Source organism: Planococcus massiliensis (assembly GCF_000821325.1).
GTDB lineage: Bacteria > Bacillota > Bacilli > Bacillales_A > Planococcaceae > Planococcus > Planococcus ruber.
Window position 1 is genome coordinate 1,065,394 of record NZ_CCXS01000001.1, and the last position, 22,979, is coordinate 1,088,372.

A 22,979-nucleotide genomic window follows, 5' to 3' on the forward strand; every position below is an offset into this window, starting at 1 on the left:
GGAAGGTTTTAAATGGCTTCGTATTTATTGTCTGGACCGACTGTGGAATATAGAGTGGAACAGCCGTACGCAGCAATCCCCATTCAAGCGGCCTTAGAGGAGTGGAATAAAACCACCGCTTTAGTGCCTGAACTCTTTCAATGGCTGGAGAACAAAAACGTACTGCCGGCAGGCGCACCGTTCTATCGATATTGGTGCCTGGAAGTTGGCAAAAGTGAATTCGATCTGGAAGTTGGAGTGCCACTGGAAAGGATGGTTGCCGGCGATGAACGGGTCATTGCCAGTTCGATTCCTGAAGGGTCTTATGTTTGTGCTATCCATAGAGGGCATCCGGATATGCTTGCGGATTCCGTGCATGAAGTAGAAAAATGGGCGGAAAAGGAAGGCTTGTCTTTCGATAAACGCTTTGAAGGGGATATTGAAATTTGGAATGGGCGCTTCGAACAGTATTTAACAGATCCTGAAACGGAACCGGATTTAACCAAATGGGAAATTGAGCTATCTTTTTTAATTTTGCGCGATGAAATCGCATAAAAAATGGTTCTGAATATCCGGAACGGTGTGATAAACGAAAGGTTTACTCAACCGTATAGGGAAATTGAATCGTTTAAATCAGCTGCATGATGGCTTGAATGCCCAAAACCGGTTTTTGCTGCTGGAAAATTTAACCGCTATTCTGGTGATACCCGGGAATACAAAGGATATCCAGAAGGATGGGAACTTGAAAGAATACGAAGAATTAGATGCTCAGTATGCACCCATGATCAACGCCCTAATGCGGAAGCTCCATATATACCGAGACTACGAAAGCTTTCGCCAAGTGGGGAAAATTGCGCTTTGGCAAGCGAGCATCCGCTATGATGAATCGAAAGGGAGTTTTACCGCATTTGCTTATCGGACCATTCATGGAGCGATGCTAGACCATTTGAAGAAAGAGGCGAAATATATTGAACGGAATCTCGTGCAGCAAAACCATGAATTTGATGACTTGGCTGGCTGCATCGTAGAAGATGAACTGCCGGAATGGATCGATGCCCGCTATTTAAAGAACGGCGAAAAAAGATTGCTGGAAGAACTTTTCGTTAAAGGAACCAGTTTAACAGGGCTCGCCGCCAGTGAAGGAGTTTCGCTGGCTGGCATGAAAAAAAGAAGGGAGCGTGTATTAAAAAAGCTAAAAGAAAATATAGGCCCGGACCAAATCGCATTATCTAGGCGATAGCAACGCTTTAGCGGCCCATGTCAGGCAATTGGCAAATTTAAAGTTTGAGACGACCATAAAAAATTCCGGAGAAGAAATTCTCCGGAATTTTTTATGGTTTCTTATCCGTTTGCTGTTTCACAAAAGGAAGGACGGCTTGTTCTTTCAGCTTGGCTTCAAACATGATGTCAGCATCCGTCCCTTTTAAAAGCAGCAGCAGTTCATCAAAATCTTCTTGGGTAACAATATTATGATGCCGCAAATCTGTAAACCCTTCTTTTCCGGTGCTGATGTGGATTTTGGGAATGCCATAGCCTTCCCAAGTGGCCAGAATTTCGGCGTAGTCGACAGGGGTTCCATCGTTATTGCAATTATGGTGATGGATGTCAAAGCAAATCGGCACTCCGCATAATTTGTTGACATCTAGGACGTCGCGCACCGTAAAGGTTTTATCGTCATTTTCTAAACGGAGCCGTTTTTTAATACTGGCTGGCAATAAAGCATAGTTTTCTGCAAACCTGATTTTGGCCCGTTCTTTATCTCCGTAGGCACCGCCAGTGTGGACAATCAAGTCATTGCCGCCTAACAATGCAATGAGCCGGTCGTGATACACCAAATCTTCGACGGATTTCTTTACCACTTCCGGTTTCGGGGAATTCAAGACCGTGTATTGGCCGGGATGCATGGAAATGCGCATTCTATGCGTTTCTGCCAGTTCCCGTATTTGAGCGGCGATCGAAAGGAAGTCCGGATCTTCCCACCAAATCCAATCATTGATAGGATGGGTGGAAAGAGGAATCATCGAACTTGAAGCACGATAGAAAAAAATATCATGTTCCAGATTCCATTGCAGGATTTCGAAAGTCGTTTGCATATTTTTCAGCGTTAACTCTTTAATTTTTGCTGTGCCTTCAGCTTCTGCTGTTGCAACACGCAAAGTGCGGAAAACGGTTTTCAATTCAGTATTCATACAAGCATAACCCAGCCTCATATTGTTCAACTCCTTAAAAGCTGTATACCCAACTTTCCTATGGTTTATCGGATACAAAAAAATTTAGGGCTTTTGGAGAAAATCCCTTCTACAAGGGTAAAGGAGAGGAAAAGCAATATTTCGAGGAGGCAGGAATTGATGAGGGCAGAAATTATTCAAGATAAGCAAGGCTATACAGCAACATTTTCACGCACATTGGCGCATACACCCCAATCGGTTTGGCAAATGCTGACCGACAATCAAAAGCTTAAGCAATGGTTCTCCGAGTTATCGGTAGAGGACTTAAAGGAAGGCGGAACGATGCGATTCGATTTCGAAGACGGGTCTTATGAGGAATTGGCGATTCTGGAGTATGAGGAAGGAAGCATCCTGGGTTTTGAATGGTGGAAAGACCAAGTCCATTTTGAAGTGCGGTCTCTGAATCGCGACACCCAGCTTCTGTTAATCGAAACGATTCGCCAAATTACGCCTCACACGGCTAAAGACCTTACGGGCTGGCATGTGTGCCTGGATGTTATTCAAGCGCGATTGGATGGCGCAGAGATCGACCGAGATCAGGAATGGCAAAAAGAACTTCCGGAATATGAACGGCTGCTGGATAGCCTGACCGGTTCGTTAGGATAAGGAAAAAGCCAAAGCTGATGAGAAATCGGCTTTGGCTTTTATTAGGAATGGCTGATTTTAAAATTGAAAACTTGTTCCCCTTTTAAATGCCCATTCTGATAAACGCGTTCTGCGAACGTCAGGTGATTATCCATATCGACAGCTACGATGGTGGAAGAACGGGTTCCGTAGTCAGCGGTTTTAATGAACATCGGGGAGAGTATTTTTTCAAATTCCAAGCCAACGCCTGTATTGGGCAATGCTGTTTCGTCCGCCTGTTCTGCATCTGCGAGCAGTTCAAAAAGCTGGTCCAGGTCGAGCTCCAGATGGGCGGAAAGGTAACGCTCCAAATGCTTTTTGCCTTTGACGACTTTAGGCCACGGCGTATTCAAAAAATGATTGCTGAGTCCATGGACGCCCTGATCGATAGAAGAAAGTCTATTATCAATATTGCTGTAATAGAAAAGTTCATCCGCTGTGCCGGCAATCAAATTGAAGCCTGTATAATCTTCAGCAATTAAAGAACCTAAAAAAACTTCAGGGGAAGCGTTGGTGCTTAAAAAATTCCGCACAATCGCACCACGTGATAATTTTCCGGTTTCCGGCATGGAAGGGTCTCGGAAATTCGTGAGGGCTGCAATTCTTCCGGTCTTCGTGACGCCGAGCCAGGTGCCCATCTGCAACAGATCACGGCCGGCTAAGAGATTCGGTGCATCATTCCAATAATGCGCCTTTTCAGTTGGCCTTTTGTAAAATTCGTCGCGGTTCGCGGCAATCACCAGTTTGTAGCGGGGGTGATCCTGGAAACTGAAATTGATTAAGCACATCGCCTTCACTCCTTTTGTTTTCATTATATAGAAGGAAGTAAAATGAAAACAGAAAAGAAGATTGAAAATTTTGAGGCAAATACGGAAGTTATTGATTAGCAAAAAGTTTTTGGGGGAATAGATAAGTAGAAACGTATAAGAAATTTTATATAATATAGGAAAAATAATCCAATAAAATAAACGCATTTAGTATATAATGACTATTACTAAAGTACATATTTGATTTTTCATGATGTGTGAAGGCGGTGTTTATAAGATGGAGAGCGATAAAAATGCGATAAAGGAAATGACTGAAAACCATGGCGAGCTCGTTCTCATTCTGGATGAAACCGGCAAGATTATCCGAAACATCGAAGGATGGACAGAGTTCGGGAAAGAGCATGGCCTTCCTGAAAAGTATTGGAAAAACAGCGTGAATTTTTTTAATTTCATCAAAGAATTTGGAAAAGGCGATGAATTAAGAACGCTGCAGAAAGTGATTGGCAAAGACCTGAAGGAATATCTGGACATCATCCCTGTCATCTTAAAAGACAATTCCCTACAATGGTTCTCTATAAAAGCACGTCCCATGAAAACCTTGAACGAAAATTTAAATGGGACGGTTATTTCATTGAAGCTGGTCAACCTTCACACCATTCAAGCCATCACCGCTGAGAGTGTACTTGAAAATATGGATGAAGGATTTGCGCTATTGGATGAAAATTATAAAATCCATTACTTGAATGCGTATGGAGAGGAAGTATTGAAAAGCCCGCGGGAAGAAAATGTCGGCATGAACTGGTGGGATCTATTCCCGGATGCGTTAGGCTCCAAGTTTCATCAGGAATTTGACAAAGTGATCTTGAAAGGGACCAGCGTCCATTTCGAGGAATATTATGAACCGCTCTCAACTTGGTTCCGTTTGAATGCGTATCCGCTGTCGAGCGGCGGCATGGCGCTGTATTTCCAAAATATAAATGAACGGAAAGTAACGGAAGAAAAGCTCTGGGAATATGCCTACACTGATTTTCTAACGGGTTTACCCAATCGCAGAGCCATGTCGGAACTCGCGAAATCATTGGTACAAAGCAAAACGAAATTCACGTTATTTTTTATTAACTTAGACAATTTAAAAGTGGTCAATGCCATGCACAATTTCAATTCTGGCGATAAAGTGCTCGCATCGGTCGCTGCAAAACTAAAAGAACTGGCAGGTCCCTATAGTAAAATTGGCCGGCTGGACGGAGATGAATTCGTTGTGATCCGCCAACCGCAAGGGAAAGAACGGCTCGAAAATTTCGCAGAGAACCTGAAAGAAATCTTCATGCATCCATTTCAGCTGGAAAACCAGCAATCCGTCAATATTGCCGCAAGCATCGGAATTGCCTGCTATCCCTATGACGCCCAAAACTTAGGAGAAGTGCTTTCTTTTGCAGAAACCGCGATGTTCGAGGCTAAGAAAACAAAAGAAACAAGTTACTGCTTTTTCAGGAAAGCCATGAATTCAGAACGCGAAAGAAAAATCAAAATTGAAAAAGGATTGCAGGAAGACTTGAAAGAGAATGGGTATTATTTTACTCTGCAGCCGCAAATTGATGGAGCAACCGGCAAGGTCATTGGAGTTGAAATTCTCTCCAGGTGGAATCATCCCGAGTTAGGGGAGCTTTCGCCTTTGGAATTCATCCAAGTCGCTGAACAATCGTCGACGATTGTTTCGTTGACAACCCATCTATTACATGAAGTCTTTACACAATTGAAAGAATGGCAAAAACGTTACGGATGGAACTTAAAGACAGCGATCAATATGACGCCATCCTTGCTTGGCAACCCGGAATTTTTCAAAGATTTCTTTGCGTTGATCGACCGCTATGAGATCCAGCCAGAGCTTATTGAAATCGAAATTACAGAACAAGCGGAATTGACCTATTCCGACTGTACTTTGGAAAACTTGCAGCTATGCAAATCGAAGTGTATTTCCATCGCCATAGACGACTTTGGCACAGGCTTTTCCATGATCGCTTATCTGACGCAATTTCCGATCAATAAAATCAAGTTGGATAAATTTTTTATTCAAAAAATCGGTGAAGACAAAAAGTCGGAAGCGGTCCTTGCCTCGTTGATCCATTTGGCCAAAAGCATCGAATGCGAACTGTTGGCAGAAGGCGTGGAAAGGGTTGAGGAAGTGGACTTTCTAAAGGAACATGATTGCATTCATTTCCAAGGCTATTATTTTGATAAGCCCTTGACAGTAGCGGATTTTGAAGAGAAGTATTTGCGTTAGCAACATCATTTTACGATTGAATGCGTATTGGGGAGGAACATGGCTGTGGGGGTTACTGAGGAACTTTTAGTTGAACGGGTGTGGATGGATAGTACACAAGAAATGGTTTTTATCGTAAGAGTAGACCGTTCTGGAAATTTCTTTTATGAATTCTTGAACCAGGAAGCGATAAACCAAACCGCCCTTGACGCCAGTGCAATTGGCCGTAGTGTGCGTGAAGTCCATTCTCCCGAAATAGGGAAGCGCTTGGAAAGCCATTACCGGCAAGCGGCCGAGAGTGCAAAGAAGTTGAAAATCGAAGATGCTTTTCAATTGAGTACCGGTGAAGTGCGCTGGTACCAAATGGTTTTGACGCCATTATTGAATGGACAAGAAGAATGCACACATGTTTCGGCATTTATAAGAGAAGTGACGAAAGAAAGAAAAGCAGATCAGGATGCGCTTGAAATGTGGAAGCAAATTGAAGAAAGCCGCTCCAGATACAGCTCACTGTACGAAAATAACACGGATGCCGTGTTTACATTGGATTTAAAGGGACGAATCCTCGAAGGAAATCAGACTGCTGCGAATATGACCGAATTTCTCATCGATGAACTGAGAGATAAGCGTTTTTTGGATTACGTCATTGCAGAAGATCCCGAGAAGTTTCGGGATTATCTGGACCAGGCATTATCCACGCCGTTAGAAGACACCCGAATCCGTTTTTTGGCAAACAACGGGAGCCAGATCAGCTGCTTGCTCAAACTGGTTCCAATTATAGTCGGTGGGAATCGTGTCGGCATTTATGCCATCTTGAAAGATATGACAGAGCTCGATAAAATGGCAGGAAAGTTTGCTGAAAGCGAAAATCTGTTTCAAATCATTGCTGAAAATGCCCATGACGTCATCATTTTATTAAACAATAGCGGACAGTTTATGTATATTTCGCCCTCCTGTTTCAATGTATATGGTGCAACAAGAGAAGAAATCGAAGCCGAACCTCTATTATCCCTGGTCCATCCGGAAGAAACGGAAGAATTGGATCGAAAACTGGCGGAATCGATTTTAACCGGAGAGTTATGGAAAATGCAATTGCGCATTAAGCACAAGACACGCGGGTGGGTATGGTCGGAGCTATTGGGAACGCCCGTTTTCGATGAGGACGGGAAATTTAGCCATAAAGTATTGCTGCTGCGTGACATTTCAAAGCAAAAAGAGTATGAGTCCAAACTTGAGTTTTTCGCTTACCATGATGCCTTAACCGGGCTGCCCAACCGCCGCATGCTGAAAGAAGCCATGTACCGCAAAATTGAACACGACGAAGAGTTTGCCGTGCTGATTTTAGACATCGACGATTTCAAAGAGATTAATGATGGTTGGGGGCATGAAATAGGAGATCAAGTCATCCAGGAATTTGCGCATAGGCTATCGCAGAACATCGGAGAAAATGACTTGGCCGCAAGGCTCGGCGGCGATGAATTTGTCCTTCTATACAAAGGGCCGATCACTTCCGCAGAGGCCATTCAAAAAGCTTCAATCATACGCCGGTCTATGGAAATATCATGGGAAGCTTTAGGTGTTGAACTAAAAATTACGACCAGTATCGGCATTCATATTGCTTCTGCGGATGCTTCCAATCCTTCTGATGTATTGAAGAAAGCGGACCATGCGTTATACGAAGCCAAAAATGCCGGGAAGAATAATTTTCAATTAAACCGTTAACGGTTGTTTGATTTTTTACTCACCAATTTTAAGTTATCAAGGAATAATTTGACAGAAAATTTTTTAAAATAAACACAATTAAGCTTGAATCCCTCAAATTGATTTGCTACACTAACTTTATGTTATGTGTGCCTTACCTTGTGCCATCCTGTTTAGCGGGATGGCTTTTTCTATTCGTTTTAATTGCTGCTTTCGGACAGCTTGATATAATGGCAAAAGAGCGTTTTAAATGGGGGCTGCCGCAATGAGGAAAATCAGATTAGGATTTATTTCGCCGTACGAGGCGATGGTTCCGCTAATCGATGAATTAAAGAAAGGTCAGGACGAGTTTGAAGTGGCCATACAAGTCGGAAATCTGGCGGCTGGCGTCAATTATGCGCTGGCCATGGAAAAGCAAGGCATTGACCTGTTAATTAGCCGGGGCGGGACAGCAAATTTAATTCGGGAAGCTGTCTCTGTGCCAGTGATTGATGTCCATATCTCCGGCTATGACCTTTTGCGCTCCATCATGCTTGCCAATGGCTATTCCGGCGAAAAAAAGGCTTTGGTTGGCTTCTCGAATATTACATTGGGAGCGGCTTCCATCGTCAGTCTTTTAGACATCGAGATGGAAGTTGTGACGCTTAAAGAAGCAACTGAAGTAGAGGCAGTCTTACTAAAACTAAAAGATGCAGGCTATAAGAGCATCCTTGGCGATGTGGTCACTGTTGAAGCGGCTGGAAAGCTCGGGTTGAACGGGCTGCTGCTCCAGTCGGGCAAAGAATCGATTGTGGAGTCTTTCCAAGAAGCGAAAAGAATTTTTGAGTCGCAGAAAGACAGCCAACAATTGCTGCGGGTGATGCGAAATCTCCTGGAAATAAAAAAACAGGATATATTGATTTTTTCAGAAGATGGACGGACGCTCCTGGAGAATTGGGTTTCTTTTGACGGATCGCCTTTCTCTTCGTCCCAACTAACGGAAATCCATCATCAAGTTCGAGGGAAAGAAAAGACGGTTGTCCAAATGGCCGGTAATGATGGCGTGGTAGTTGAAATACGGGCCGAACAGATGGAAGACCGCGAAGGGAATGTGTTTATCTGCACAATCAAACATCCTGAAAACTACAAAATGGCGATTCCCGGGATCCGCATGGAGCCGGTTTCCTTATTGCCTTCACTCGTAGCAGAAAGCCCCGTGATGGAAGGCATAAAGAAGCTTCTTGAAAAGCCAGCAATGGGGAAAGAGCCCTTATTGCTTGAAGGAGAGCTGGGAACTGGGAAAAAGGAAATCGTGCGCTATCTCCATCACTTCCATCAAAAAAGTGGATTTATCATTCATCTCGCTTTGGATGAGTTTGAAGATTTTCCAAGCCGCTTTGACATTTCCGAAGCCTCTACGCTGCTGATTCATTTGAAAACCGATAAGGCAGGGGAACCGGTACGTGCAATGCGTTCCATACTGGAATGGGCGCGTGAAAAAAATGTTCAGGTGATCTTGGCTGGTACGAAAATCTCTGCTGAACTTTTATCGAAAATTGGATTGGCGGATGCGATCCGAATAACAGTGCCTTCTTTAGCCGAGCGAAAAGAAGATATCCCTCCATTGGTTCGCCAATTTTTATTGGAGTTCCATCAAAACCTCGGCACTCAAGCGATCAAAGTCCGAGAAGATGCCATGGAGCAAATTAAACAAATCGAATGGCCCGGAAATTTGATTGACTTAAAAATGTACGTAAAAAAACTGGCTCTCTTCGAAAAAGAGTACGTGATTGAACAAAAGACGCTTGCCAGCATGCCGTTTCATTCAACGAGCCAATCAAAAGAATTAGATGCTTCCTTCAAAAACATGAGTTTACAGGAAATAGAACAGCAAATCATTGAACAAGTTCTGGAGGAAGAAGACTTTAACCAGACGAAAACAGCTCAACGCCTCGGCATTAACCGAGCCACTTTATGGCGCAAACTCAATAAATGAGTTTGCGTTTTTTTATCGGTATAAGTGTTGCATTTTTAAACGATTTTTATTTATAACTATATTATTTTAAAAATAATGTTGCTTTTTTATACAATTATTTTTATAGTTACAAATGAAAGCGATTACTCAAGAAGAAATTCGCATATTTTTTATTTAAAGAAAAGAGGGGTTAGGATGAAGATTAAAGCGACACTTGAACGCATTCCAGGGGGTATGATGGTAGTTCCATTGCTATTGGCAGCCATTATTAACACATTGGCGCCGGATTTATTGCGCATTGGCGGTTTTACACAAGCACTTTTTGTAGATAGCGCGAATGCGTTGATTGCACTTTTCTTACTATGTACAGGCGCACAAATCAATGTAAAAACGTTTGGCGTTTCATTGGCAAAAGGAGCAACGCTGCTGACTACAAAATGGGTGGTCGGTGCCATTTTTGGGTTAATCGCCTATATGTTAGCCGGAGATAATGGATTGTGGCTGGGCATCGCCCCGATCGCAGTCATTGCAGCAATGACCAACAGCAATGGCGGCCTGTTTGTGGCGCTAGTCGGCCAATACGGCAGCAAGGAAGACCGGGCAGCCTACTCGCTATTAGCTTTAAATGACGGGCCATTCTTAACGATGGTGGCGTTAACCATTTTTGGTGCGATGGGCTTTGTGGATGGACTGTTTTCGCCAATTTCATTTATCGCAGTTTTACTGCCGATTTTAATTGGGATGATCTTAGGGAATTTGGATGAAGATATGCGCTCGTTCTTGGACCAGGGAAGCTCGATGCTGATTCCATTCTTTGCATTCGCACTAGGGATGGGCATTAACTTTAAGGCCATTATTGAAGGCGGGCTTGGCGGTATCGCACTTGGATTGATGACCGTGTTTATCACGGGTACAGCGGGATACTTAGTATTTAAAGCGTTGAAATGGAATCCGATTGTCGGAGCTGCGGAAGGTTCGACAGCCGGAAATGCTGTAGCTACACCGGCTGCTATTGCAGCAGCCAGCACAGGGTTTGCTTCGGTTGTTGACATTGCAACGGTCCAGGTAGCGGCATCCACTGTGACAACTGCTATTCTATTGCCGCTTTATGTAGCGTTTTTAGTAAAGAGACTTGAGAAAAAAGGCTATTTGTTTGATAATGGTAATTTGCTCAAAAAAGAAGTTTAAAGGAGTGGCGGAATATGGCAACTCAGATTGGCATCATTGCGGATGATTTTACAGGAGCAAATGATTCAGGAGTTAGGCTTGCTCAGAAAGGCCTGAAATCCCGCGTCATCTTGGCAAAGCGCGAAAATGAAAATACCCAGGCGAATCAGGAAATTGATGTCTGGATTGTAGACACGAACAGCCGGGCTATGGAAGAAAAAGAAGCCTATGAAACAGTCTTAAAAGAAATTGGCCAGCTGAAAGCGCGCGGAGTCAGCCACTTTTATAAAAAAGTGGATTCGACTTTAAGGGGTTCTGTTTCGGCTGAACTTAAAGCGATGCAAGAAGCCGCAAAAATGGATGTCATCTTTATTGCACCTGCTTTTCCGAGCATGGGAAGAACGGTTGAAAACGGCACTCTATATGTAAATGGCATACCGGTCGCCGATACAGAATTCGGCCGGGACCCGAAGACGCCGGTGCGGCACAGCTACATTCCCGATTTATTGGCTCTTGATGGCATTTCGATTGCTGTATTGAGAAGAGAAATGCTGCAGGGCGATCATCCAGAAAAATGGGTGCTCAGCCAAGTGGAAAAAGGGGTTCAATGGATTGTCTGCGATGTGAAGGAAGAGGCAGATTTCGCCTTATTGGCAAACATTGAAAAGAACCTTAATCTGAATCTTGGATGGGCCGGATCAGCCGGGATGATTAATCATCTCTATAATGAGCTAGGGGACGAGAAGCAATTCAAGCGCGTTCTTGAAATGCCGATCGACAAAGTTCTCGTCGCATCCGGGAGCCTATCCGCTCGGACTCAAGAGCAAATTGAAGTCTTGACAGAGCGGCCGCGCACAAAAATGATCGAGATAGATCCCGTCATGCTGCTTGAAAATTCGCTCGAGCCAGTTGCCATGCTTCAATCATTAAAACAGGAAGATGGTTGGGACAGTGCAGTGATTTATGTGGGTGCTCACCAAGAGAATCGCGATAAAGTAAAAGAATGGGCTACGGTCCACAATCGTTCGGCACATCAAACGGCTAAAGGAATTTCAAACGGATTGGGCCTTCTTGTCCAAGAAGCGATGGAGTTGTCAGCGTTTAATGCGCTCGTGATGACAGGTGGAGACACAGCCAAAGATATTTGCAATGTGTTAGGAATTTACGATATGGAATTGCGCTTTGAAGTAGAAGCGGGGCTGCCGCTTGGCCTGGCAAACAGGAACGGCAGCGAAATGATTGTTGTGACAAAAGCGGGAGGCTTTGGAGTTGCCGAATCGTTGGCAAATACAGTGGATTATTTGAAGGGAGCAGGATCAGATGCAAACAACTAAACCGGTTATAGGCATTACAATGGGGGACGCGGCCGGAGTAGGGCCGGAAATTATTTTGAAAAGTTTCGAACACGATGTGGTATTTGAAACAAGCCGTTCATTTGTCATCGGAGACGCCGCTATTTTAGAGCGGGCCAAACAATATACAGGCAGTACGAAAACCATCAACCGCATCTCGCATCCTTCTGAAGCCGGATTTGAAAAAGGGGCGATTGACTGTCTGGACTTGAATTTATTGCCGATCGATTTGCCGATTGGAGAAGTATCGGCTGCAGCGGGTGATGCCGCCTTTCAATATTTGGCAAAAGCGATCAGCTTAGCTAATGACCAGGAAATCGACGCGATCTGCACAGCTCCATTGAATAAAGAAGCACTGCAAAAAGGCGGCCATCGCTATCCTGGCCATACAGAGATTTTAGCGGAATTGACAGGAACAAAAGAATATTCGATGATGCTATCCGCACCAAATCTAAAGGTGATTCATGTAACCACTCATGTAGGGATTATTGATGCGATTAAGATGATTAATCCGGAACGGGTGCTTCATGTCATTCAATTGGCTCATGAAACACTGACGAAAGCGGGAATCGAAAACCCGAAAATTGCGGTTTGCGGAATTAACCCGCATGCGGGCGAAAATGGTTTGTTCGGCTACGGCGAAGAGGAAGAAAAGGTGATCCCGGCTATCGAAAAAGCGGTAGCCCAAGGCATCGATGTTCAAGGGCCGCTGCCAGCCGATACGTTGTTTTTCCGCACCGTGCGAGGCGATTTCGATATCGTGGTTGCCATGTATCATGACCAAGGCCATGCTCCTGTCAAAGTACTGGGGTTGGAAGCAGGAGTGAATATTACAGTCGGCTTGCCGATTATTCGCACAAGCGTGGATCACGGCACAGCGTTTGATATTGCCGGTACAGGAATTGCGGATGAAAAGAGTTTAGTAGAAGCTTTGCGGCAAGCAGTAGAGCTTGCGCCAAAGAAATAAATAGCCTGTTCACAGGGCTCATGATGGATAACTTGATAATGAAAAAACAAGGCTTCTGCTGTTGGCAGAGCCTTGTTTTTTATTCTATCTCCAAATGTTCTTTTAAAAGATGCTGAACTTCAGTTAATTCCTGCTCATCCATCTGGTAGTACCAGATGCCGTCCATCATTTCGCCGCGGCCGCGGTCAAAACTGATCGATTCGATTGATTGGATGGCCGAACGGTAGTTGCTTTGGACATCCATCATTTCCGAGAAGCTCATATTCGTTTTGACATTGTCGCCTAAAGCATCCAGGATTTTAGAATAATTAAAGAGAGCATTAGCAGAAGCCGTTTTAGCTAATATGCTTTTCAAAACTTGCTTTTGCCGGTTCTGCCTTCCAAAGTCGCCGTCCGGATCTTCTTTTCTCATTCGCACATACTCCAAGGCATCTTCGCCGCTCAGCAAAATTTCCCCTTCGCTAAATCCATCGAAAGCAAATTCGTTTGTAACGGTAATGCCGCCCAGAACATCAATAATATCCTTAAACCCTTCCATATTGACCTGCATGACATAATCAATGGGAATATCGAGCAAATGCTCAATCGTTTCCAAAGACATTTCGGCTCCCCCGAAAGCAAAAGCATGATTTACTTTATCGTGCTTGCCAAAACCAACAATTTCAGTGTAGGTATCTCTTGGAACGCTGACCATCTTAATGGACTGAGTAGAGGGGTTGACTGTCAGAACCACAATCGTATCTGATCTTCCTTTATCGTTTTCCCGCTCATCAACTCCCAGCAGCAAAATGGACAGGGGTTCTTTTTCTTCCAGAGCAACCTTTTCTGGGCGTTTCGCCGATACTTGCCGGGTCAGCGGTTCATGAATTTCCTCCAACGTACTCGTAGCTTTCGGGAATAGCGCAATGAACCCGAGAGACCCTGTAACAACGAGCAAAGCGAGAGCTATCAATAGCCACTTAGTAAAAGTTTTCTTTTTGCGATTCGTAGGATATTGAGCCATTTTCATTCTCCTTTTAAAGAAATTTTAAGAAATGAAGGAGGGACGTTTAGACCAAATGCATTCTTTTTCATAGCGTAAACCGGATTAGATATTAGGTCAATAGTTTTATTTGAATTTTCAGAAAAAATAATATACTTTTTTAATGATAAAAATGGTATGATTTTTGTACGAATACACCTACACTCGGTCCATATAATGGAATATAGGTGATTCTAATATTTCTGAATATTTAATTAAATTTAAAGGTATCCATTACCGGTCTGGCGGATTTCAGATAGGGGGAAATAGGATGATGAGCGCGACAGTCATGGTAATTCAAGAGGAAAAATGGGTGCGGGAGTTGATCCATGCTTTTTTGAAGACGAAAGGATACAAAGTCATCGAAGTAAATGAAGGCTCTGAGGTTATTGAACTGCTCAAAATAAGAGAACCGGATTTGATTTTGTTGGATGCTGAAATGCCTGGCATCAACAGTTTGGAAGTGTGTGCGAAAATCCGCTCCCGGTCAAGGCTGCCTATCCTTTTCATCAGTTACCGGAAAGAGCTATCTTTCAAAATACAAAGCCTGGATGCGGGCGGAGATGACTTTATTACAAAACCTTTCGATTTCAATGAACTTGAAGCAAGAATTCGTGCTGTACTAAGAAGAACCGGATGGACGAAAGAAACGGACGATTTAGCGATGCTTCGGTTTGGTGATTTACATATCCATGCAGATGCACGGCAGGTGTATGTAGCCGGAAAGCCTATTCACTTGAATCACAAAGAGTTTCAGCTGCTTTTATTGCTGGCCAAACAGCCCAATCGTGTGTGGACAGCCGAACAGCTATACAACCAAATATGGGGCTATTATTCTGCCGGAGAACTTCAAACAGTTAAGGTCCATATCAGCAATCTGAGAAGGAAAGTCGAAAAAGATCCGGCCAATCCAATCTATATCCGCACCATCCGAGGATTCGGCTATAAATTTGCGCATAGCGCGAATTGAATTCAATGGCATACAGCCCAGCAAACAATGTTCGCCAAGATACACCTGCCCTATCGAAAGGAGAGGGGAAATCTTGCAGCACGGAGGAGTTGGAACCCGATGGGGATTCAAAAGAAAACAAAGCATGCAGGCGAAAGAAAGCGCTTCGACATACCCAAAACGAATTCGCTCGCTGCAGAACAATATAGAAGCATCCGCACAAACTTGAATTTTACAATGCCAGATTCGAATGTAAGAACCATTCTCTTCACTTCAGCAACTAACGGGGAAGGGAAGACGACCACCGCTTTAAATATAGCCATCGTCTACGCAGAATCAGGCAAAAAAGTGCTGCTTGTGGATGGCAACATGCGCAGGCCGGCCCTGCATCATTTTTTCGACATTTCAAGCCGCAACGGCTTTTCGAGTTTGCTGATGAAAAAAGGCGAACTTTTGGATACGGTCAAGCGAACGGGCATAGTCGGCTTGGAAGTGCTTCCTTGCGGCCATGTTCCATCCAATCCGGCGGAACTGTTAGGAGCCGCCGCTTTGGAACAATTGATGGCTGAAATGAAAAAGTATTACGATATAGTCATTTTTGATTCGGCTCCGGTTTTAACCATTGCAGATTCGAAAATTTTAGCCAATAAATGCGACGGTACAGTTTTAGTAGCGAGCAGCGGAAAATCCGATAAACAGCAAATAGTAAAAGCAAAGGAAGCATTGCTAGCCGCAAAAGCCACTATATTAGGGGTCATTTTAAATAACCACGAAGTTGGAAAAAGCCGGAATTATTATGAAGGCTATCATTCGGACTAAGGAGGAAGCAGCATTGCGAAATTTCTCATCGATGCTCTATAAGCATCTGCCGATATACTTCCAAAACCTTTATGTGCGCTCCGAAAACAAAAAGGTGAAAAAAGAGCGGTATGGTGAAATCTATGCCGAGTTGCTGCGGGAGCTTGCATCAAAAAGAGCGGATGAATTTGGAGAAGCAGTCCAGTGGAAGGAAATTCACAAATTGCTGAAGCATTCAATCGAGCATAGCCCATTTTATCGGAAGTTTTATAAAGGCATAAATGTAGAAGCTCTCAAAGGTCTTTCTGACTTGCCGAAGCTTCCCGTAGTAGAAAGAGAAGCCATCCATCAAAATATTCAGATGATGCATGCAGCGGATGATTCAGCAGCGGCTGTAGCCCATGAAATTGACCGGGAAGGGATCCCGCTTAAGTTTTTGCTTACAAAGGAAGATATCCAAAAGCGCAATGCCTTTATGGATTTTTTTAAACAGCAGAACGGCGCTGACTCTAAAGGACTGAAACAAGCGATTTTCACTTCGAGAAAAATCGTGCCGGAAGCTCAGGAAAAGAAAATCTATTGGAGGGATAACCGTCCAGAGAAGATCCGGTTGTATTCAAACTACTATTGCACAAATGGCAATGCGGAAGTATACATTCGAAACTTGAACGATTTCCAGCCGGCACTTATCATCGGGACTGCTCCCATCTTATACAAGCTGGCTGCCTTTTTGAACGAAGCGCAGGAGAAGCTGGCTTCCCCGCCGCAAGCGCTCTTTTTGCAAGGGGGACTCATGGAGGCTGCTCAAAGAAAAGAAATCGAAAAAGCTTTTGGCTGTCCGGTGAGAAATTTGTTTCTTCCGTCTTATGAATTTCCGGTCATGTCCGAATGCGAGGCAGGGAAATTCCACGTCCATCCTAAAGCCGGCATTATTGAACTGGCTGAAGATGGAGAAATGATTGTGACGAATTTTATGAGCTATGGGACGCCGATTATAAGATGCAGAACAGGGGAATATGCAGAAGTGAAGGATGCGGAGTCTCCTTGTGCCTGTGGATCTACCCAACCTGTTATTAAAAGCCGCAAAGATCCTGATTCCAGCCGTTTGCGTACAGCAGATAACGCCAAAGTAGATATTCCGCAATTGGATGAAACCGGCCATGAGTTATCCGACGGCATAAAGAAAATCCATTTTTTCCAACACAAAAAAGAAGCGATTGAAGTGTTTGTCGAAGCTGGAGAGTCCTATACAAATGAATTGACTGAAACGATTCACCAAAATTTACAGTCCGCATTCAGCCAGGATACGAAATTTAATATCCGGGTGGTTGAAGAAATGCCACGAAGCCTTAAAGATGATTTTCAATTAGTCATTAACAAATTGGCCAAATAGCGTGATAGGAAAACTGGGAACAGGGAGAAATCCCTGTTCTTTTTTCGTGGAGTGCCTTAGAAGCCTGTTCATTCCCTCTAATGCTTTGAAAATGTTACGATAGGAAAGACTAGTTAGAGGTGAGGAGAAGAAGGATTATGGTTAAAAATGTTAAGAAAGCATCTTTTCTCCGTCTGATTCCAGGATTATTGCTTTGTTTTATCGTCATGATGGCGGGGATCATCGGTGCAGATTGGATTGGCGCTGCATTGCGCGCTGCAGCAATTTTGCCGGAGGGCGGCGCTAGCCCAATATCAGGGATTTTTGTAGCCATCGTGCTTGGAATTCTGATCCGCAATACAATCGGTTTGCCGGATGCATTTGCTAAAGGCATCAGTTTTGCCCTTAAATATGCATTGCGCGCGGGAATTATTTTGCTCGGACTGCGCCTGAGCATGACAGAAGCGTTAAAATTAGGAGCTTGGGGATTGCCGCTCATCGTGGCATGTATTTCAGTCGGACTTTTTGTAACCTTATTTTTTACCGCGAAAATGAATCAATCCAAGCGATTAGGGACGTTGATTGCGACAGGCACCGGCATTTGCGGTGTTACCGCCATTATGGCGACAGCACCTGTTATTAAAGCAAAGGAAAATGAAATATCCTATGCAGTTGCCAATATTACGATTTTCGGTTTGCTCGGCATGCTGTTTTATCCATACCTGGCCAATGCTTTTTTCGCTGATGAGCCGATAAAAGCGGGGTTATTCCTGGGTACGGCCATCCATGATACAGCGCAAGTTACAGGGGCAGCGTTAATCTACGATCAATTGTACAATTCGTCGACAGTAGTCGATGTCGCAACGATCACGAAACTTACCCGCAATGTGTTCATCATCGCGGTCATCCCGTTTGTCTCATTCTTGTTCTACCGGAACAATCGGGAAAATGGGCAGGCAGCTCAATTGCCGAAATGGTATAAATTATTCCCATTATTTATTTTAGGGTTTCTATTGCTGTCGTTGCTGCGGACAATTGGCGACTCTACCGTTGCTTCTTCCGGTTTGGCTTTTGGCCTATTTGATCCGGCGGCGTGGGAAGGCTTTTATAGTTTCTGGAGTTCTTTTGGCTCCACATACATGCTCGGGCTTGCAATGGCAGCCGTCGGGCTAGGCACGAACTTGAAAGTCTTCAAAGGCATGGGCATCAAGCCGTTCTATATCGGGTTTATTGCAGCGATTTCCGTCGGCATGGTCAGCTTATTGCTGATCTCTTTATTCGGCGGATTCATATCGGTGTAAATGAAAAAAAGACCAGTGGCGATCGCCGCTGGTTTTTGGGTTGGATGGAAAGCCGACAGATTGGGGCGTCAAATCTGCAGGCATACGTTTTTGGAAGAAAGGCTAAGGGTATGGAATGGCAAAGGACTGAAGGAGAGTGGACGGAATGGAAGTTGTAGCGAAAAGAGACTTGTTGAAAGACCGGTATGGCAATTATTATTTCGTTTCCTATGCAGGCAAAGATTCATTGACGCTCATCAATGCAGCCTTGTACTACGCATTTAAGGAAATTATGAGTGAAGAACTTGTCGAAAGAGTGAAAGCGCAATATCCAAATGATGTCGCTTGCGGCAAATATTTTGCGGATCTGGTAAAAACCCATATCGAAAAAATTGAAAAAGGTGAAATTCCCGGAAACATCTATGATATTGAAGAAGTGAAAGGCAAATTCGATTTGCATATGAAGCCGATTTATGATGAATCCTTTCATTTGTGAAGATGGCCCAGTACGAAGCTCCATTGCTTCTGCTGGGTTTTTCTAATGGGCAGAAAAAGATGCAGAAACCGTAAACTGAAAGATCAATTTATCAATAAGCCGCTTTATATTCGGAAATGCTAGAAGCAATTAGTGCTTAAGAATGGGAAATAGTGTATTCTATTATTCGAATATATCGGAAATGGGTTGATGGACATGAATCATACAGTCACTGCAAAAGACGTCGCCAAACTAGCAGGCGTTTCACAATCTTCTGTATCCCGCGTCTATTTTGAAGGAGCTAAAGTGTCGGAAAAAACAAGATTGAAAGTATTGGCCGCCGCTAAACAATTGGGTTACCGGCCCAATGAATTTGCCCGAAGTTTAATCACCAACCGGACCCGGATTATCGGACTGGTCATGAAAGGCGTGGACAATCCTTTTTATCCGCAGGTATTGACCCGGTTTACAGCAGCGTTCAAAGCATTGGGATTTAGTGTACTATTCGTTCATACCAACAATGAAGAATTGGAAGCAGAAGATATTGAAATATTATTAAATTACAACGTAGCAGGTGTTATTATCACCGATGCGACAATGTCATTAAATGTAGCAAATGAATTTAAAGAAAATAAAATTCCGCTCGTCTTTTTTAACCGTAAATTGCAGAACGATGATTTCTATTCCGTCAGCTGCAACAACTTGGATGCAGGACGTAAAGTAGCAATTTACTTGTTAGAAAAAGGGGTAACTGACATGGTCTATATCAGCGGCAATGAAGATACTTCGACAAGCCGTGAGCGGCAAAGAGGTTTTTTTGAAGTGCTTGAAAGCCGACAGATTCCTTATACAAAATATGCTTCAAATTATACGTATGAAGGAGGCTACCAAACAGCTCTTAAAGCAATCCGATCGGGACATGTACCGGCAGCTTTTTTTGTAGCCAATGACATTATGGCACTTGGAACAGTAGATGCTTTGAAACAACAAGGGGTGAAAATTCCTGAAGAGACGAAAGTGATTGGATTTGATGATATTGAAATGGCTGATTGGCCTTCCTATCAACTGACAACTTGGCGGCAGCCAGTAGAGAAAATGATTCATTTTACAATTTCATACTTAATGGATGAAATTGCTGCATATACAGGGAAATCAGGAAAAGTAGAAGTGAATGGTGCTTTAATTGAACGACTGACAACTTAAAAAAATGTTGACTTTTATAAATAATTGAAATATTCTTCTAGGTAGAGTTGAATTTGCATACGTATGCAAAAATGGAGGGATTCAAATGGTTGAAGTGTTAAAAGCAGGTAAATCGCAGGAAGAAGTAAACGCTAGCGATTCGAAAGTTTCTCAAATCGTTGCCGAGGCCTTAAAGGATGTAGAAGCTAGAGGAGACAAAGCAGTAAAAGAGCTTTCTGAGAAATTCGATAAATGGGCTCCGGAATCATTCCGGTTAAGTGAAGCGCAAATAAATGAAATCGTTTCCAAAGTTCCATCAGAGGTGATAGAGGATATTAAGTTTGCCCAAAAAAATATCCGTGCATTTGCAGAAGCGCAATTGGCTTCCTTGAATGATGTAGAGGTCGAGCATATTCCAGGCGTTATTTTAGGCCATAAAAATATTCCGGTAAACAGTGTAGGCTGCTACATTCCTGGCGGGCGCTATCCAATGGTGGCTTCGGCACATATGAGTGTGATGACAGCAAAAGTTGCTGGGGTCAAACGGGTTATCGCTTGTACACCGCCAATTAACGGAGAAATTCCACATGCGACGATCGCAGCGATGTCGTTGGCAGGCGCTGATGAAATTTACTTGCTTGGCGGCATCCAGGCGATGGGGGCCATGGCCATTGGCACGGAAACAATTGAAGCTGTCGACATGATTGTTGGTCCGGGCAACGCATTTGTTGCGGAAGCAAAACGCCAGCTTTATGGACGCGTAGGAATTGATTTGTTTGCTGGGCCGACGGAAACATTGGTAGTTGCTGACCATACAGCGGATGCAGAAATGGTCGCAACAGACATTTTAGGACAAGGTGAACATGGACCGACTTCTCCTGGGGCATTGATTACCACTTCCAGAGAGTTGGCTGAAGAAACCGTAAAAGAAATTGAACGCCAATTGGAAACTTTGCCGACAGCAGACGTTGCACGTGTATCCTGGTCGGATTACGGACAGATTTTATTGGTTGACTCCATTGAAGAAGCGCGTATAGAAGCGGATCGTTTAGCTTTCGAACACGTTGAAATCCTGACGGAAGATCCCGATTATTTCTTAGAAAATATGACGAATTATGGCTGCTTATTCCTAGGGCCAGAAACAAATGTCGCATACGGTGACAAAGTGATTGGAACCAACCATACGCTGCCGACTAAAGGCGCAGCCCGCTATACAGGCGGACTATGGGTAGGAAAGTTTATCAAAACCGTGACGTATCAAAAAGTGACCACTCCGGAAGCGAGCGCCTATATTGGTGAATATGCAGCACGCCTATGCCAATTGGAAAACTTCGCTGGGCATGCCGAACAGGCACTATTGCGTGTGAGAAGATACGGCAACAAATAATTTTTCACAACCGTCAGCGGGAAATCAATTCCCGCTGATTTCTGTATAAAGTGGACACATGGTGCAGAAAAGTTTTGCTCGTGATTTACATTAGGGGGAGCAGGGCTTGGGATTTTAAGAAGAGGGGGAAAGGTATGTTGGGCATTATCGGCATGATTGGAATGTTCGGCGGGTTGGCTCTGCTGATTTATTTAACAATGAGAGGGATGAATTTACTTATTACAGCCCCATTGACGGCGCTGTTAGTAGCAATATTCAACGGATTGCCCATTTTTCCGCAATTAGCGGAAGAGGGAGCGGCAAACTTTTTAACGAACTATATGACAGGGTTTACTGGATTTATCGCTTCATGGTATTTAATGTTCTTAGCTGGTGCTATATTTGGAAAAGTTATGGAGGACAGCGGTGCAGCTGATAGCGTTTCCCAATGGATTGTTGGAAAAATCGGCATGAAACGGGCGGCGCTCGCGGTTGTCATTGCCTGTGCCGTGCTGACTTACGGAGGCGTCAGCCTATTCGTTGTCGCGTTTTCTGTTTATCCGATGGCACTGAGCTTGTTCAGACAAGCAGATTTGCCGAGACGCTTTATTCCGGCGGCGCTTGGATTTGGTTCTACGACTTTTACAATGACTTCAGCGGGATCTCCGGAAATTCAAAACTGGATTCCAATTGAATTCTTAAAGACAACTCCTTATGCAGGATGGGAAGTCAGTATTTTCGTTGCTATATTTATGATGATTTTCGGTTATTGGTGGCTGAAAAAAATGATCAACAAAGCATTGGCAAATGGAGAACGTTTTGTCGCACGTGCAACGGATGAAACGCAGGAAACCAGAAAAGATTTGCCGAATCCATTGCTCAGCATGATTCCATTAGCGGTTGTCCTCATCATTTCATTTATCTTCCATAATAGTTTAGGGACTTCTGCGTTAATCATTGCGTTATCCGGCGGGATTTTAGCTACGTACCTAATCAATCGGAAGTATTTCCACAACTTTGGAAAAGCGGTCGGGGACGGCGCAATGGGCGCTGTTGTTGCAATTGCCAATACGGCTGCAGTAGTCGGTTTTGGCGGTGTGGTAAAAGCCACGCCATCTTTTGAAGCAGCTGTTGATGTGATGACTGGAATTCCAGGAAGCCCATTAATCGGCGGCGCGTTGGCGGTTGCCATTATCGCAGGACTTACAGGATCTTCATCAGGCGGGCAAGCCATTGCCTTGCCATTGCTGGCTCCTCATTATTTGGATCTTGGCGTCAATCCGGAAGCGTTGCACCGGACAGTCGCGATTTCTTCCGGGTCTCTGGATTCCTTGCCGCAAGGCGGATACGTGGTAACCACTATACGATCAATTGCTGGAGAAACGCATAAAGACGCGTATCCGGCATTCGGGGCATTGACTGTAGTCGTTCCGATTCTTGGAACCGTATTGGCTGTTATTCTATTTTCACTAGGTTTATAAAAAAGCGATACCCAAAAAACTTTTTTTCGACCAAAAGTTTTTTGGGTATACTTCGT

20 protein-coding genes are annotated in these 22,979 nt (G+C 43.9%); 17 read left to right on the forward strand and 3 right to left on the reverse strand.

The window, feature by feature from the left end:
• Positions 1 to 12 precede the first annotated feature (12 nt).
• Both BN1080_RS05135 and BN1080_RS05140 read left to right on the forward strand, forming a co-directional pair.
• Complete coding sequence (locus BN1080_RS05135) at positions 13 to 534, forward strand: GyrI-like domain-containing protein (protein WP_052650868.1); 522 nt, start codon at positions 13 to 15, stop codon at positions 532 to 534.
• A gap of 64 nt (positions 535 to 598) precedes the next feature.
• Positions 599 to 1,219 (forward strand): sigma factor, encoded by a 621-nt coding sequence (locus BN1080_RS05140; protein WP_234398936.1) that lies wholly within the window; start codon positions 599 to 601, stop codon positions 1,217 to 1,219.
• 91 nt (positions 1,220 to 1,310) lie between these two features.
• Here the strand turns inward: BN1080_RS05140 and uvsE are convergent, their stop codons facing one another.
• Entirely contained in the window at positions 1,311 to 2,189 is an 879-nt protein-coding gene (gene uvsE, locus BN1080_RS05145; RefSeq protein ID WP_052650869.1) for a UV DNA damage repair endonuclease UvsE, read from the reverse strand.
• A gap of 138 nt (positions 2,190 to 2,327) precedes the next feature.
• Here uvsE and BN1080_RS05150 point away from each other — a divergent pair, with 138 nt between their 5' ends.
• Positions 2,328 to 2,813 carry an SRPBCC domain-containing protein gene (locus BN1080_RS05150; protein WP_052650870.1) on the forward strand — a complete coding sequence of 162 codons (486 nt, stop codon included), beginning with the start codon at positions 2,328 to 2,330 and terminating at the stop codon, positions 2,811 to 2,813.
• Between the two features lie 41 nt (positions 2,814 to 2,854).
• Here the strand turns inward: BN1080_RS05150 and BN1080_RS05155 are convergent, their stop codons facing one another.
• Positions 2,855 to 3,619 carry an NRDE family protein gene (locus BN1080_RS05155; RefSeq protein WP_052650871.1) on the reverse strand — a complete coding sequence of 255 codons (765 nt, stop codon included), beginning with the start codon at positions 3,617 to 3,619 and terminating at the stop codon, positions 2,855 to 2,857.
• 256 nt (positions 3,620 to 3,875) lie between these two features.
• On the opposite strand from BN1080_RS05155, the gene BN1080_RS05160 reads away from it, so the two are divergent.
• From BN1080_RS05160 to pdxA, 6 genes are all read left to right on the forward strand, one after another.
• On the forward strand, positions 3,876 to 5,879 hold the full coding sequence (locus BN1080_RS05160; protein WP_234398937.1) for a sensor domain-containing protein: 2,004 nt from the start codon (positions 3,876 to 3,878) through the stop codon (positions 5,877 to 5,879).
• A gap of 45 nt (positions 5,880 to 5,924) precedes the next feature.
• On the forward strand, positions 5,925 to 7,580 hold the full coding sequence (locus tag BN1080_RS05165) for a sensor domain-containing protein (RefSeq protein WP_052650872.1): 1,656 nt from the start codon (positions 5,925 to 5,927) through the stop codon (positions 7,578 to 7,580).
• A 244-nt stretch (positions 7,581 to 7,824) separates the two neighbouring features.
• Complete coding sequence (locus BN1080_RS05170) at positions 7,825 to 9,534, forward strand: sigma-54-dependent transcriptional regulator (protein ID WP_052650873.1); 1,710 nt, start codon at positions 7,825 to 7,827, stop codon at positions 9,532 to 9,534.
• A gap of 174 nt (positions 9,535 to 9,708) precedes the next feature.
• On the forward strand, positions 9,709 to 10,701 hold the full coding sequence (locus BN1080_RS05175; RefSeq protein ID WP_052650874.1) for a 2-keto-3-deoxygluconate permease: 993 nt from the start codon (positions 9,709 to 9,711) through the stop codon (positions 10,699 to 10,701).
• A gap of 14 nt (positions 10,702 to 10,715) precedes the next feature.
• Entirely contained in the window at positions 10,716 to 12,014 is a 1,299-nt protein-coding gene (locus BN1080_RS05180; RefSeq protein ID WP_052650875.1) for a four-carbon acid sugar kinase family protein, read from the forward strand.
• Positions 12,001 to 12,999 carry a 4-hydroxythreonine-4-phosphate dehydrogenase PdxA gene (gene pdxA, locus BN1080_RS05185; protein WP_052650876.1) on the forward strand — a complete coding sequence of 333 codons (999 nt, stop codon included), beginning with the start codon at positions 12,001 to 12,003 and terminating at the stop codon, positions 12,997 to 12,999. Before BN1080_RS05180 ends, pdxA begins: the two co-directional genes overlap by 14 nt.
• Before the next feature lie 79 nt (positions 13,000 to 13,078).
• Here pdxA and BN1080_RS05190 read toward each other — a convergent pair whose 3' ends face one another.
• The gene (locus tag BN1080_RS05190) at positions 13,079 to 14,002 is read right to left on the reverse strand and encodes an LCP family glycopolymer transferase (RefSeq protein WP_110925580.1); all 924 of its coding nucleotides are present in this window, start codon (positions 14,000 to 14,002) and stop codon (positions 13,079 to 13,081) included.
• A 289-nt stretch (positions 14,003 to 14,291) separates the two neighbouring features.
• Here BN1080_RS05190 and BN1080_RS05195 point away from each other — a divergent pair, with 289 nt between their 5' ends.
• The 8 genes from BN1080_RS05195 (at position 14,292) to BN1080_RS05230 (ending at position 22,923) form a co-directional block, all read left to right on the forward strand.
• Entirely contained in the window at positions 14,292 to 14,990 is a 699-nt protein-coding gene (locus BN1080_RS05195; RefSeq protein ID WP_052650878.1) for a response regulator transcription factor, read from the forward strand.
• Between the two features lie 99 nt (positions 14,991 to 15,089).
• Positions 15,090 to 15,788 (forward strand): CpsD/CapB family tyrosine-protein kinase, encoded by a 699-nt coding sequence (locus BN1080_RS05200; protein WP_234398938.1) that lies wholly within the window; start codon positions 15,090 to 15,092, stop codon positions 15,786 to 15,788.
• 13 nt (positions 15,789 to 15,801) lie between these two features.
• On the forward strand, positions 15,802 to 17,160 hold the full coding sequence (locus BN1080_RS05205; RefSeq protein ID WP_199876591.1) for a phenylacetate--CoA ligase family protein: 1,359 nt from the start codon (positions 15,802 to 15,804) through the stop codon (positions 17,158 to 17,160).
• 137 nt (positions 17,161 to 17,297) lie between these two features.
• Complete coding sequence (locus BN1080_RS05210) at positions 17,298 to 18,440, forward strand: YeiH family protein (RefSeq protein ID WP_052650880.1); 1,143 nt, start codon at positions 17,298 to 17,300, stop codon at positions 18,438 to 18,440.
• A 145-nt stretch (positions 18,441 to 18,585) separates the two neighbouring features.
• Positions 18,586 to 18,915: a hypothetical protein gene (locus BN1080_RS05215; RefSeq protein ID WP_052650881.1), complete on the forward strand. Its 330-nt coding sequence runs from the start codon at positions 18,586 to 18,588 to the stop codon at positions 18,913 to 18,915.
• Between the two features lie 195 nt (positions 18,916 to 19,110).
• Positions 19,111 to 20,097, forward strand: a complete 987-nt coding sequence (locus BN1080_RS05220; RefSeq protein ID WP_199876592.1) for a LacI family DNA-binding transcriptional regulator — start codon at positions 19,111 to 19,113, stop codon at positions 20,095 to 20,097.
• A gap of 85 nt (positions 20,098 to 20,182) precedes the next feature.
• Complete coding sequence (hisD, locus tag BN1080_RS05225; RefSeq protein ID WP_052650883.1) at positions 20,183 to 21,463, forward strand: histidinol dehydrogenase; 1,281 nt, start codon at positions 20,183 to 20,185, stop codon at positions 21,461 to 21,463.
• A gap of 143 nt (positions 21,464 to 21,606) precedes the next feature.
• Complete coding sequence (locus BN1080_RS05230) at positions 21,607 to 22,923, forward strand: GntP family permease (protein ID WP_110925696.1); 1,317 nt, start codon at positions 21,607 to 21,609, stop codon at positions 22,921 to 22,923.
• Positions 22,924 to 22,979: the final 56 nt, after the last annotated feature.

Coding starts and splice junctions, on each gene's coding strand:
- BN1080_RS05155 (WP_052650871.1), bottom strand. CDS start 3,619: ATGTGCTTAATCAATTTCAGTTTCCAGGATCACCCCCGCTACAAACTG.
- BN1080_RS05220 (WP_199876592.1), top strand. CDS start 19,111: ATGAATCATACAGTCACTGCAAAAGACGTCGCCAAACTAGCAGGCGTT.
- BN1080_RS05200 (WP_234398938.1), top strand. CDS start 15,090: ATGGGGATTCAAAAGAAAACAAAGCATGCAGGCGAAAGAAAGCGCTTC.
- BN1080_RS05170 (WP_052650873.1), top strand. CDS start 7,825: ATGAGGAAAATCAGATTAGGATTTATTTCGCCGTACGAGGCGATGGTT.
- BN1080_RS05160 (WP_234398937.1), top strand. CDS start 3,876: ATGGAGAGCGATAAAAATGCGATAAAGGAAATGACTGAAAACCATGGC.
- pdxA (WP_052650876.1), top strand. CDS start 12,001: ATGCAAACAACTAAACCGGTTATAGGCATTACAATGGGGGACGCGGCC.
- hisD (WP_052650883.1), top strand. CDS start 20,183: ATGGTTGAAGTGTTAAAAGCAGGTAAATCGCAGGAAGAAGTAAACGCT.
- BN1080_RS05190 (WP_110925580.1), bottom strand. CDS start 14,002: ATGGCTCAATATCCTACGAATCGCAAAAAGAAAACTTTTACTAAGTGG.
- BN1080_RS05150 (WP_052650870.1), top strand. CDS start 2,328: ATGAGGGCAGAAATTATTCAAGATAAGCAAGGCTATACAGCAACATTT.
- BN1080_RS05195 (WP_052650878.1), top strand. CDS start 14,292: ATGATGAGCGCGACAGTCATGGTAATTCAAGAGGAAAAATGGGTGCGG.
- BN1080_RS05180 (WP_052650875.1), top strand. CDS start 10,716: ATGGCAACTCAGATTGGCATCATTGCGGATGATTTTACAGGAGCAAAT.
- uvsE (WP_052650869.1), bottom strand. CDS start 2,189: ATGAGGCTGGGTTATGCTTGTATGAATACTGAATTGAAAACCGTTTTC.
- BN1080_RS05175 (WP_052650874.1), top strand. CDS start 9,709: ATGAAGATTAAAGCGACACTTGAACGCATTCCAGGGGGTATGATGGTA.
- BN1080_RS05135 (WP_052650868.1), top strand. CDS start 13: ATGGCTTCGTATTTATTGTCTGGACCGACTGTGGAATATAGAGTGGAA.
- BN1080_RS05215 (WP_052650881.1), top strand. CDS start 18,586: ATGGAAGTTGTAGCGAAAAGAGACTTGTTGAAAGACCGGTATGGCAAT.
- BN1080_RS05210 (WP_052650880.1), top strand. CDS start 17,298: ATGGTTAAAAATGTTAAGAAAGCATCTTTTCTCCGTCTGATTCCAGGA.